Source organism: Streptomyces sp. rh34 (assembly GCF_002551245.1).
Lineage (GTDB): Bacteria > Actinomycetota > Actinomycetes > Streptomycetales > Streptomycetaceae > Streptomyces.
On sequence record NZ_NTGZ01000087.1, the window covers coordinates 15574 to 28238 of the forward strand.

A 12665-nucleotide genomic window follows, 5' to 3' on the forward strand; every position below is an offset into this window, starting at 1 on the left:
TGCCGGGCGAGCCACCGCCAGCGAGCCGCCACCATGACGAACTGGGGGAACCTCATGCGCAACGAACTCAAGGTCGACGCCGACATCCGCGCAATACTCGGCGCCGGGACGGTGGACACACTGCACTCCACACTGGTGCCCGTGGACTGCCTGACATGCGGTGAGGAAATCGTCGCGGAGGACATTCTCAACCTCGCCATCGACGACGTGAACGTCGGGATCTTCGCCACCCTCCACCACGAGGAATGCCGCCCGTCTGCATGGGTGCGCCACACCCCGGAACAGGCCGGGAACCTCAAGGTCAACGTGACTTGGCGGGCGTGCGTGGTCGACCGGCAGGACGCGGGCCCCCTTCTGGTCGTGAACCCGTCGTGCGAGGCCGCAGTGCTGTTCCGCACGAGCACGCTCGTCAAGAACTGGACCATCGGCACGCTGAACAGGTGCCTCGGCGCCGGGTTCATCCTGCCGGCCCAGGCGTCGTCACACCGAGGCGTGGAGGGACTCAAGGCGCGTCTCGAGCCGACACGGCTGACCGTACTGGCGGAGACCGGCCCGCTGGAAGGCACCTCGTGGCACGCGGATATCTCCGAACCGGCGCTCTCCCGAGCGCACGCACGAGGGAGTGTCCTCGTCGGAGTGACCACGGCGCTCGATCCGAAGCACGACCCCGTCACGGAGGAACGGCTCAAGGAACTGTCGCGCGACGAAGAGATCCTGTTCTCTCTAGCCCCGGTAGAACGTCCCCAACCGAAGGTCGACACGGAGTCCCTGATCGCGGCCATCGAACTGGTCCGCCGCGGCACGGGGGTCGTGCCCAGCGATGATCTCGTGGCCATGACGATCATGCTCTACCAGCATGGCGGCACCCTCGGCGCCATGCCCCGTCCAACCGGGCACGACCTGCTCGTCGTGGTGTCCTTGGTGGCGGGGCTGTGCTGCGGGGGCGAGGGACCCGTGCACGTGCTGTCCCATGACGACCGCACGGCACAGAGCCTCATGAAGACCTGCCGCAAGGTCTACGGCAAGGGTGGTCTCCCTGTCAGCCGTGTCGGCGAACCGAGCTTCACCTCGGAACGCCGTATCTCCGTCGGCACCTACCAGGAGGTCGCCGCGGCCAGGGCACGCTTCGACAATCAGCCCCGCCCCTCGGCGGGCGTCCTTCCGACCGCCGTGGCGGTCGACCCCGTACCCGACAGCGAACGCGACTCCGTCCGCAGCCGGTACAGCCGACTCGTCGAACTGTGAGCGGGCCGTCGCGCCAAGTGTGTCGCCTCTGGCGGTTGCGTTTAGATCAGTCGGTTGTAGGTCCGGGTGTGCGCCATTGCCCACGCGCAGTGGGCGCGGATGGAGGTTACTTCCGGACCGGACGCCGATACGGGGCGGCCGGTGGAGAGACCACCGTGAGGTGATCGACGCGATCGCCTTCAAGCTCCAGACCGGGAAGCCGTGGATGCACCTGTCGGAGAAGTACGGCAACTGGCGTGGCGTCTACAGCCGACTGCGAATGTGGGCCATCGATGGCACCTGGGAACGCGTCTTTGCCGCACTGATGGCCCAGGCCTATGCCGACGAGGACCTCAACTGGGGTCTCGGTGGACTCCACGATCGTGCGCGTCCACCAGCACGCGGCCGGGGCCCGCAAAAAAGGGGCCCCGCCCGCGAACCCGCCGACCACACCATCGGCCGCTCCCGCGGCGGACTGACCACAAAGATCCACCGTCGCGGGCGTGTGGCCTTCAGGATCTCGCTGGCTCGACCCAACTCGCCCTTTGCTGCGCAGAGTTAGCCTAGTTCGCTCTGCGCGGCGGTGGTCAGCAGATCAGGCAGGCGCCTTCGTTCGCCTCAGCCTGGCGGACCCAGCCGCGCACTGCTCCTTATGAATGCCCAAGTCCTCGGCGACACGCGCGTCCGGATGGCCGAAGGTCTGTACTTCGCGGCTTCGTGGCGCTCATGCCCAGCCGCTCAGGAGATCTGAGCTCTACCAGGCATGGTGCGGGGGGATACAGCAGAGTACTCCTGGCGGCTCACGTCCAGGAAGACGGTCGCCGCTTCGCGCAACTCCCGTTCCCAACGTGATTCACGCATCGTGAGGTCGCTCCAGTCACAACCCCAGTTCAACACGTCTCTTAGGTCGACGAGTTGCTCCTCCGTCAGGGCGCGGCTCGCGGCGAGCACGTCCTCCAGTTCCTCCCGGATTTCGAACCTCGCCCACTCGTCCATGCCGCCCCATGTCTCCAGCAACTCGCATGCCCGAAAAGCTGACCAGTGGCGGGACACATCGCAGAATTCGGCATTCCCGTCGCAAGCAGCGTCAAGGCCTGGACACCAGTACCTCTCAAGAGCTGAAAGCATCGAGCGCACCACAGCCCTGTGTGGCGCCCTTCTTTCTAGCTGCTCAGCGCACTGGAAAACTCGGGCTCCCGCGACCGCGGCGGCTGGTGAGCACCAAAACTGTACTGTGTCGGATGCTCTGCGCACGAGCGTGAAGGCGCTGTCCAGGACTGCTTCACGTGCCCCAGCTTCAGTCGAAGGAAGTTTCTTGACTACATCAAGGAACGTGTGAGAAGCCGTCACCAACTCGTGGCAAGCAGTTTCGGCACGCGCCCCGCGGTCTAATGAGGTCTGCGCTCGCCGTGCCTCGCGTGCAGCACGCTCGCCGCGGATCGCAATGTACACAAGTACAGGAAACGATGCGTACGTGGCGATACTTCCTAATAGAGTGCTGATGCCTCCTACGTCCACACCAGTCATTTTGCCCTACAGGACCGGCTGAGAGATGCGATCCCGTGATTTCCTCTGATCCGTCCGAGGCCACCATGAGTTACGTACAGCGATTGTTGATGAGGCGGATGGTGTCTGCGGCTGTGCTGCCGAGAGTTCGGTGGTTGCGGTAGGTCGCGAGAAGGGGAAGGGAGGAGCGGTCGCCTACGCGGGCGAGCAGACGCATCACGATGGCGGCGCGGTCGTCGGGTTGGCCGTGAGGGAGGAGCGAGGTCAGCTGCTGGGGAGCGTGCAGACCGTGGTGCAGCACGGTGCGGACCTGGGCGGGGGATGCGTCGATGATGCGGCCGAGCGCGCTGGTACGGATATCCGGCGTGCCCATGGCGGCGTACTGGAACTGACGTAGGGGGTCAACTGCGGCGTCCAAGAGAGGCCCGGTCAGCTGCTCCCACGGGAGAGCGCAGCACATGTCCCGTTCGTGTGGGTCGAGGCCTGGGCGGTTCAGCCAAAAGAGTATGTGGCCGTAGCAGCGCCAAGCGTCGGAGTCGGTGCTCTGGTGGCCGTCCAGGAGTGACGGAGGAGCAGGCAAATATGCGGCGCAGCCTTCGATGCCGAGCAGGTGGCAGCTCACTGCATCTCGCCAAAAGGGGTCGGGAACTCTCAGATGGGAGGCCCAGTGCCGCAGGGCCGGCAGCACGTCCGGGTGCGGGTCACGGATCAGTTCTTTGAGGAAGACGTCCGTGAACAGGGTGGCGTCCCCCTCGCGCACTGCAAGGACCAGCAGAGCGCGGTATGCGTCCGGGGCCAAGTCGTCGATCGCTTCGACGTATGGTGCGGCGATGACTTCTTCGAACTGGCTCTCCAGGATCCTCTGCGCTCGGGTGTGCGCGTCGGGCTGGGCGGGGTCGGCGAGGAGTGAAGTGATCTCTTCAATGATCTCGCCGACGGCGTAGGGCGAGGTGATCTGGCCGTAGCGGTGCAGTGTCTCGACGAGCATGGAGGAGACAAACACTTCGTCGGGGTGCAGGTCGTGCAGCAGCTCGATGATCTGGGCCGTGGTGGCTTCGTCCGCGGTAGTGCGGATGCTGGTGAGTAGATCGAGTCCGGCGAACCGTAAATGGTTGGCTCCACTGTTCCAAGCTCGGGTGAACAGTGCTGGCGCCAGCGCGGCAGCTGTGGGGTCGTCTGTCCTTTGCAGGACGTAGCACAGCAAGACAATCAGTCCGACGTCGCTATCGCCCAGGGAAGTAATCAATCGCTGTAGTACAGGCGTACCCGCGGGCTGGTGACGGCTTGCTTTTCCGAGACCCGGCCAGGCCAGACGAGCCGCATCCGTGATCACCGCAGCCGGAAGGCGAACGTCCCCGGCAGATGGCATTGGCCCGCCCAAGACAGCGGCGATCAGCCGTGCCACCGTGTTCCGCGGGTGCCTTGCAGCCTGCACCGTGCCCCGCAGGAATGCCTGGTCGGTCTCCCGCAGAAGCCGGGCCAGCGGCTCCAGCAGACGTCCGTCGCGGGCGGTGGTGCCAACAGCGTGGAACACCGCGTGCTCATATGCGCTCCAGGACTGAGTCGGCTTCACGGTGTAGGTGCTGTCAGTGCACACGACCTGGTTGGTGGCCGCCGCCTCGGCAGCGGCCTGGAGGCAGTGCCGGGCTTCAGCCAGCGCCGCCTCATCGGCCACCTGCCCCAAGCGCCCGCGCAGCGCCTCGGTAAGCACCTCGGTCTCAGGAAGCTTGCGCAGCAGACCACGTACCGCCTCTGGATCGTTGTTCAGCGCCACCGCCCAACCAGCCAGCTCACGACGGTGCGGTCGGCTCAGTTCAACGGCCAGCTCCGGCACATCCGCGCAGCACCACATCAATGCCTCGGCGGCCAGCAGCTGGGCGTACCACTCGTGCCGGAACTCCACCCGCTGGTGCCGCACCCGCACTACAGACGCTTCCAATGTCTCGTCCACCGTGCTCACGGCCATTTTCTGCGCGGTCAGCAACTGCGCTGCGCTGCGCCTGGCTTCGGCAATCGGAAGCCGGTCAGCCGCTCGTCCATCAACAGCGCCCAGCGGTGCAGCACCTGCCGCGCGACCGTCGGCTGGGAGACGTGCTGCAATTGTATATCGACATGGGCCTCCAGCAAAGCGGCCCGACCCGCTCCGCGAGGCAGACGCTGTGCGAGCTGCGCAGCCAAGGACAACTCAAAGGCGGTATCGAATGCCACGCAGTCCTCCTCGTCAGGCCCGTCCGTCCCCTGGCCAGCTCTGTGGGAGTGCAGTAGTGCCACGCGCTGCTGCGGATCCGGTTCGGCTGTTTTCAACCGGGCACCGCTCAGTGCTGCGGGCACGTGCACGAACTCCTGGCTGCTGAGGACCACGGTCGCCCCGACACGAACGCACCAGGAAGTGACCTGCTGTATCAGCCGTTCCTGCAACTGGGAGGGGCACTCGTTGACCGCGTCTAGAAGCAGCACGATCGGCAGCTGCTGCTGCCGGGCGGTCTCCACCAGGACCTGCGCATCATGCTGGCTGAAGGGGGACACGCACTCATCAAGGCTGTCTCCCAGCTGCCCCTCGTAGACACTCGCCCGCAGCAGGATCGCCAGCCAGCCTGCCTGCAGCAGCCCGAGAACCGTGTGCGTCAGCGTATGGCTCTTGCCCGTCCCCGAAGCGCCGACGACTTGGACGTGAAGCCCGGGCCTCAGCCACGCCGCCAGCTCCGCCGACGACACCCGCTCGTTACTGTCCTGGCCCCTCAAAGTCAGCGGGACCAGGTCATGCAGGTTGCCCCTCAGATATATGTCTAACTGAGCCGAATAGTCTTGTAGCTCTTGGTGGTCAGCGGCACGAGCGTTGACGGCCTCCTTCTGCACAGGCACAGGCAGGCAGAAGACACGCATTGTGTGCTCTCCGAAGAATCGCCGCACCTGATCCGGCAGGGTGAAGAGCATGTCAGACAGTTGCTGCTGGCCCCACAGATCGATCACCAGACCCTGATGCTGGCTACGCAGCCGCGCCAACTCCAGATCGACCTTGGTGTCACGGACATCCGCCGTAGTCACGATCACCAGACGCCGGGACCCGAAAGGCCGGCCCCCATTCACGTAGGTGAGCACCGCCTTGCGCAGATCCGAAGCGGTGAACCTCTCGTATCTCTTCGCTTGGTACACCGCAGCAGGGCCCGAGGCGAAGTACGCGACGATGTCGACGCCGTCCTGCGCCTGCCCATTACGCCCGAAGGGCCGGGCTTCCACGGCGTGATCAACCTGGACTGCCAGCGCTACCACCAGATGCTCCAGCGCCTCCCAGGACAACTCCTGGGTGTGCAGCAGCAAGGGCGCCGTAGCCGTCAACGGCGACGACACAGGGGGTGCCATCCCCGCCAATACGTCACTAGAACCGAGCACGACGTGATCCTTGTCATCGCTAGCCACCACGCCCCCCTCTCTGGACACACGCGACCTTGAAGAGCATCCCGCCGTTCGCTCCATAGTGCTGCAGTTGCTTGTTCGACGCGTCCTGCTGGCCCTGGCAAGATTTCCGTGAAGCCGGGATGCGCCCCGTGCCAGTAACACTCCGTCACGGGCAGCGAAAGAGTCGACGAGGGCCCTGGCAGCGCCCCGCCTCAGTAATCCTCGACGATGAAGCAGGCCCGCTCATAGAGTTCGTCGAATGTGATGATCTCGACGTCCTGGATGGATGTCCGATACAGCTCGACCGAGCCGTGGCGGGGCTGTCCGGTGCAGCCCTGGCCGGCAACGGAGTGGTACCGGATCCGATGCCACAGCTTCCGAGTGCCTCATCCTCCGCCATCTGCACCCGCTGTGCTGACCGATCGGCTGTCACTGCGGGAACGTCGCCAGCAGGCTGAGGAACGACCGGCGCGAACGGAACGGTCCCGCATGGAGGCCGAGGAGCGTGACGACTCATAACCAAAAATGGCGAGCTGATAGTTCGAGGAATGTGCCACGGTCGGCACTCGCGGGCCGTGACCGCTTCGGTCGCCGTTGGCACCCCGCAATGTGTTGACCTCAGCACGGGCCTGGTGGGCGTCCCAATCCGGTTAGCCTGGGGTTGCCTTAACGGAGGTTGGTGGACACCAATAAGGACAATGCCAACCGTCAGGTCCGTCTATCGTTCCTCGGGTAGAGCTGCCTCTACCGTCACTGTAGGACTGATGTCCGGCCGCACCAAGTGAGAGAGGCCCAGCTCGGGGCAGGGCTGGATGGGCAGTGCTGCGCGGCGATGTGCGCCTGGGGAGGATGTCATCCGCGAGGAACTCGGCACCATCCGCATCGAACGCGTGCTGACCGACAATGCCTGGGCCTGACCTTCGTCAGGCCGTTGCTGGCAGTGGGCTGACGTCCGCCGCCGGGGCGCCCGGGGATTCCGTCCCTGGGGGCCCCGGAACGCTTGACCCGGAGTGCACTTCAAAATGCAGACTCCCCATCGAGCCCGGACGGCGTGATGCTGTTCGGTTCGCTCACCGACGAGAAGACCTCTTCCGCCCTTCTCGACCGCTACGTCGAAGCGGGCGGGAACTTCATCGACACGTCCGACAACTACGCCTTCTGGACCGACGGAGGACAGGGCGGTCACGGCGAGAACGTCCTGGGCCGGTGGCGGCGCAGCAGGCTTCGTCGACAACCCGGAGGGTCTGTCGGCGAAGGTGATCCGCGAAGCGGCCGAGGCCAGCCAGGAACGGCTGGGTGTCGACAAGCTGGACCTGCTGTACGCACATATCGACGACTATTCCGTACCGCAGCAGGAGCCCGTTGGGGGATTCGGCGCCTTGGCCGCGGAGGGTACGGTCGGACTCCTCGGCGCCAGCAACCAGGCGATGTGGCGGGTCGAACGGGCCCGGGCGCTGGCCGCCGCGGCCGGGCTGCCCGGATACGAGGTGCTCCAGTACCAGCACAGCCACCTGCGCCCCCGGTTCGACGTGCCGAGCGGCCTCTTTCCGGACGGCAGCCTCGGTCACGCCGGCCCCGAAATGTTCGGCTACCTGCGGGCTGAGCCCGCCCTGGCCCTCGTCGCCTACTTCCCGCTGCTCGCCGGTGCGTACGTACGCGAGGACAAGCCGCTGCCGCCGCGACCACCCGGGCACCCCGGCCCGACTCGCCGAGCTGCGTTCCGTCGCCCGGGAGACCGGCGGCTGAAGAGGTCTACCGGGAGCAACTCCGCCCCGTGATCCAGGCCGGGCCGTGGTCATGTAAAGCCTCTTCGAGGGCGATCACGAACGGTAGTCACGCAACAACGCCACAGGGCCAGGGCAACCCGAACGAAGATCGGGTCAACCTGCGGGAAGCCACATGGCTACCTGATGCACCAGCACAAGCCGGTGCTCGGCAAGGATGGGAATCCCGTAAGGCCCCTGTGAGGGGCTGTGGGACCGAGCGACCCACGAAGCGTTGAAGAAGGTGTTACTCCACCGAATGGTGACTTGGACACGCAACTCGAATCGTGAGTATCTCCTGACGAAGATCGTCCTGTGCGGGCAGTGCCACACCCGGCTGTACGGCGCACCTGATCAGACGGACCCGGCAGCGGCAGCTGCTCAACCCCACTCCGATTTCCCTCGACTTGGCTCGGATGCGCGCTCAGCAGCCGGTGGAGCCGGATCTCGGGTGTCACGTGATTGTTCCGCTCGCCAGTGGCTACCGGTTGGCGCTCCGGGCCTGGGGATTCCATCCCACCCTGTACCTCGACGTGCCCGACGAGGTCTCGGCCCAAGCCGCGCGCGGTTCCTCTCGGGCCGCGAGGGTCAAGCCCATCTCCGTGTGCCGTTGGGTGGCGCATCCGCCCCGCAGGCCGCGCGCCAGGGCAGGCAGGTCGCTTGTCGACGCCCCGTCTGGGGAATCGATGCAGCGCGTCAGAATTTGCCCCCGCTCACCCAGTGACATCCGGGGCGGCTGGGGATTATGGTGCGAACGAACAGTGTGACAACGTTGTCAGTTGAGCAGGACTCGAAGGGAAATACCCCATGCGGTTTGCTTTCAGACCGTTCCGTCCCCGTGCTTCCGGTATAGCAGCCGGTCTGATGGCCGCCGTACTCGCGAGTGGTGGAGTGGTCGGCATCGCCGAGCCCGCCGCCGCCGCGGGCGCGGAACCGATCGATCTGGTCAATCCGTTCGTCGGAACCCAGAACTTCGGCAACACCTTCCCCGGGGCGAGCGCGCCGTTCGGCATGGTCCAGGTCAGTCCGGACACCGGCGGCCAGGGCGGCTACGACTACAAGCAGGACTCGATCTACGGATTCAGCCAGACGCACCTGTCCGGCGTCGGCTGCGGCGTCATGGGCGAGCTGCCCATCATGCCGACCACGGGTGCAGTCGACTCCGTGGACCCGAACGCCTACCGCTCCCCGTACAGTCACGACGACGAGCAGGCCAGTCCCGGCTACTACCGGGTGGGGCTGAAGAAGTACGACGTCGACGCGGAACTCACCGCCACCGAGCGCACCGGGTGGCAGCGCTACACCTTCCCCTCCACCGGTGCGGCCAACGTCCTGTTCAACACGGGCAAGGCCAACCAGTCCGTGCTGGACTCCGAGGTGCACGTCGTCGGTGACCGCACCATTGAGGGCCGGGTGCACGCCGGGGGCTTCTGTGCCGGACACGACGAGCACACGGTGTACTTCAGCGCCACCTTCGACCGGCCCTTCAAGGCCTACGGCACGTGGGACGGCGCAGACCCCGAGCCCGGCACCCGCGACGCGGAGGGAGGTGGCCAGAACGGCGCCTGGGTGACCTTCGACGCGACCACCGACCGGGACGCCGTCCTGAAGGTGGGGCTGTCCTACACCGGTGTGGAGGGCGCCCGTAAGAACCTGGCCGCGGAGACCAAGGAGTCCTTCGACTTCGACGCCACGCGTGCGGCGTTGCAGGACACCTGGAAGAAGCAGCTGGATTCCATCCGGGTCGGCGGAGGCGCGGCGGACCGGCAGAAGGCCTTCTACACCGCGCTCTACCACAGCCAGTTGCACCCGAACCTCGCCGGTGACGTCGACGGCATGTACCAAGGGTTCGACAACAAGACGCACACGGCAAAGGACTACACGCCGTATCAGAACTTCTCGCTCTGGGACACCTACCGGCCGCAGAACCAGCTTCTGCAGATGCTGGAGCCGAAGGTCGCCCGGGATGTCGCGCTGTCGGTCGTCGCGGCCGGGCGGGACGGCGGCTGGCTGCCCCGCTGGGCGCTCGCCAACAGCGAGACCAACATCATGACCGGTGACCCGGTCACTCCCTTCCTCGTGGAGGCCTGGTCAAAGGGTCTGCTCGCCGGACACGAGGCAGAGACCTACGCGTTGCTGAAGAAGAACGCGACCAGCACCCCGCCCGCCGACTCGCCGTACAACGGACGCTCGGGATCCGACCACTACACCGAGCGCGGCTACATCCCGTCAGGTCTCGAGCTCGGCAAGGACTGCGCGGACAAGGGCGGCGACAACGACTGCAAGCACCCGGCGTCGGCGACGATGGAGTACTCCGCCGCCGATGCGTCGCTTGCGCTGATGGCCGACCGGCTCGGACACAAGTCGGACGCCAAGATGTTCGCCGCGCGCGGCCAGTGGTACCGGAACCTGTGGGACTCCTCGATCCAGCAGTTCCGGCCGCGGACGGCCGACGGCACCTGGCTCACGCCCTACGACCCGGTCGAGGCGGCGCACCAATTCCATGAGGGCGGCGCGTACCAGTACCAGTGGCTGGTACCGCAGGACCCGGCCGGCCTCGTCAGCCTGATGGGCGGCCGGAGCGCCACCGAGAAGCGGCTCGACTCCTTCTTCGTCCACGACAAGCTGCTCACCGACCCGGCGGGCACCGCCCGGAATGACTGGATCTCGCAGCCGTACGACTACTACGGCAAGCCGACGTACAACCCGAACAACGAGCCGGACCTGCACGCCCCGTACATGTACAACTGGGTCGGCGCCCCGGCGAAGACCGCGACCGTGGTGCGTGCGGCGATGACGCTGTTCACCAACGGGCCGGACGGGATGACGGGCAACGACGACCTGGGCACCATGTCGGCCTGGTACGTCTTCTCCTCCCTCGGCCTCTACCCGACGATGAGCGGCGGCGACTTCCTGGCCGTGTCCAGCCCGCAGTTCGCATCGGCGACCGTCCGGATCGGCAGCTACCCCAAGGCGTCCGGCACCAAGGGCCAGGGCGGCACGCTGACGATCGAAGCACCCGGAGCGAGCGACACGAAGCGGTACGTGCAGAGCGTGGCCCTCAACGGCCGGGACGTACCCCAGACCTGGCTGAGCTGGAACAAGCTCGCGCACGGCGGAACCCTTGCCCACCGGCTCGGGACCTCCCCCTCCTCCTGGGGCACCGGCAAGGGCGCCCAGCCGCCTTCCGTCAACCAGGCATCCCCCGACAGCCGCAAGCACGTCGACGCGTCGCTGCGTCCCGCCTCGACGGTCGTCCCCACGGGTGACGCCGCACAGACCGCGAAGTTCACGCTGGACGTCCTCGGGCAGGCTCCCGGCAAGCTGAACGTGTCGGTCACGGCGAAGGTGCCCAGCGGCTGGAAGGCCACGACGGCACAGCGCTCACCACTGGTGATCGATTCCGGTCACCTCCCGGTCCAGAAGAAGGTGTCGCTCGACATCACCGTGCCCCCGGGCGTCGCGGCCGGGTCCTACCCGGTGGAGGTGAAGGTCGCGGGCCGAGGGACGAACTCGGTCACCCGCAAGGCCACCGTCACGGTGGGAGCCGCCACGACCTGCGCGGGTGAGGCGAACGGGCAGTGCGCGGTGGACCTGCGCGCAGACCTCGGCCACGACGGCACGGCCACGGTGGCGAACTCCGACGAGGGCGACTTCGACGGACACGGCTGGAGCTATGACGGCGACCTGCTGCCCAAGGCGGGGCCGGTCACCTGGGACGGGGTGACGTACGACGCGCCGGACCCCACCGGCACGGCGAACAACTTCCTCGAAGCAGGCGGGCAGGCCCTCCTGCTGCCCGCCGGACAGCACCGTGCGCTGCGGCTGGTCGGCTCGGCGCACAACGGTCCTGTGACCACCACTCTGACCGTGCACTACACGGACGGCAGCAGCACGGAGGCACCGGTGACGTTCGGCGACTGGGCGGGCTCCGCGCCGAACGGCAGCACGGTCGTCCTCGACATGCCGCACCGCATCAAGAGGGGCAGCGGTGTCGACGGGCCGTCCATTCGGCTCTTCGGTACGGCCGCTGAGCTCGATGGGGGCAAGACGGTCCGTTCGGTCTCGCTGCCGGACGACTCCCGCGTCGAGATCTACGCTATGACGCTCGTTTAGAGAGGGACGGCGGACCGCCGAAACCCAGCCGGCGGTGCGCCGTTCCGGATCGGCGCACCCCTCTCATCAGGGCCCCGACGTGAAAGCGCCGGGGCCCTTCGCGTACTCGCCCACCCCGGCATCCGGCCCACCGCCCAATGGGCGTCGACGCCTGCCGAACGGGGCGGCCACGGCTGCCGTGCCGTCGGCATCTCCGGGTACGACGCCGGTCACGGGCACCGTGACGACCTTCCGGCCTTTCTCACCATGACAGGAGCCGCCCGGGTGTAGGCGGTGAGCGGCCCACGGCAGTACCGGCACGGCCGGTCGAGCGCGGTGGGCTGCCTGTCACGGCCGAGGGCCCGCTCGAGCACGCTGCCGACTGCGCGGGCCCCTCCTAGGCGTAGCCCCTGCCTGAAGTCAGCCCAAGCGCTCGCCGAAGAGCCGCCCTGGTATGGGTCACAGCCCCGTGCCCCTGCAGCGCTTCCGAACGAACGGAGATGGCCGACCAGGGACGGGCGGCGAATCTCTTGGTCTTTCAGCCGCCCACCTCAACGTCACAGGCCGGCCCTCAACGCTCTACTAGCCTCGGGCTTTCACTTGGAGTCCGTCCGGATCATGGGCGTGAACGCGAAAGTGCCTTCTGAGCTGGGACGATGAACCTTGTCGAGGGGTTCTGTC

The 12665-nt window shown here is 66.6% G+C and carries 5 protein-coding genes and 3 pseudogenes; 5 read left to right on the forward strand and 3 right to left on the reverse strand.

Features of this window, described 5'->3' with window-relative positions; genetic code table 11:
- Positions 1 to 33 precede the first annotated feature (33 nt).
- The 3 genes and pseudogenes from CR470_RS39605 to CR470_RS41495 all read left to right on the forward strand — a co-directional run.
- Positions 34 to 1245: a hypothetical protein gene (locus CR470_RS39605; protein WP_179892298.1), complete on the forward strand. Its 1212-nt coding sequence runs from the start codon at positions 34 to 36 to the stop codon at positions 1243 to 1245.
- A 19-nt stretch (positions 1246 to 1264) separates the two neighbouring features.
- Positions 1265 to 1528, forward strand: a pseudogene (locus tag CR470_RS41490) (transposase); the annotation flags it as partial.
- A gap of 58 nt (positions 1529 to 1586) precedes the next feature.
- Positions 1587 to 1717 (forward strand): annotated as a pseudogene (locus tag CR470_RS41495) (IS5/IS1182 family transposase); the annotation flags it as partial.
- A 245-nt stretch (positions 1718 to 1962) separates the two neighbouring features.
- Here CR470_RS41495 and CR470_RS17960 read toward each other — a convergent pair.
- The 3 genes from CR470_RS17960 to CR470_RS17970 form a co-directional block, all read right to left on the reverse strand.
- Positions 1963 to 2220 (reverse strand): hypothetical protein, encoded by a 258-nt coding sequence (locus tag CR470_RS17960; RefSeq protein ID WP_097868610.1) that lies wholly within the window; start codon positions 2218 to 2220, stop codon positions 1963 to 1965.
- A 601-nt stretch (positions 2221 to 2821) separates the two neighbouring features.
- Positions 2822 to 4690 carry a hypothetical protein gene (locus CR470_RS17965; RefSeq protein WP_143663834.1) on the reverse strand — a complete coding sequence of 623 codons (1869 nt, stop codon included), beginning with the start codon at positions 4688 to 4690 and terminating at the stop codon, positions 2822 to 2824.
- Positions 4691 to 4707: 17 nt separating this feature from the next.
- The gene (locus tag CR470_RS17970; protein WP_143663835.1) at positions 4708 to 6147 is read right to left on the reverse strand and encodes an ATP-binding protein; all 1440 of its coding nucleotides are present in this window, start codon (positions 6145 to 6147) and stop codon (positions 4708 to 4710) included.
- A gap of 979 nt (positions 6148 to 7126) precedes the next feature.
- On the opposite strand from CR470_RS17970, the pseudogene CR470_RS17975 reads away from it, so the two are divergent.
- Together CR470_RS17975 and CR470_RS17985 are read left to right on the forward strand one after the other, a co-directional pair.
- Positions 7127 to 7866 (forward strand): annotated as a pseudogene (locus CR470_RS17975) (aldo/keto reductase); the annotation flags it as partial.
- Between the two features lie 887 nt (positions 7867 to 8753).
- Complete coding sequence (locus CR470_RS17985) at positions 8754 to 12005, forward strand: GH92 family glycosyl hydrolase (protein WP_097868613.1); 3252 nt, start codon at positions 8754 to 8756, stop codon at positions 12003 to 12005.
- Positions 12006 to 12665: the final 660 nt, after the last annotated feature.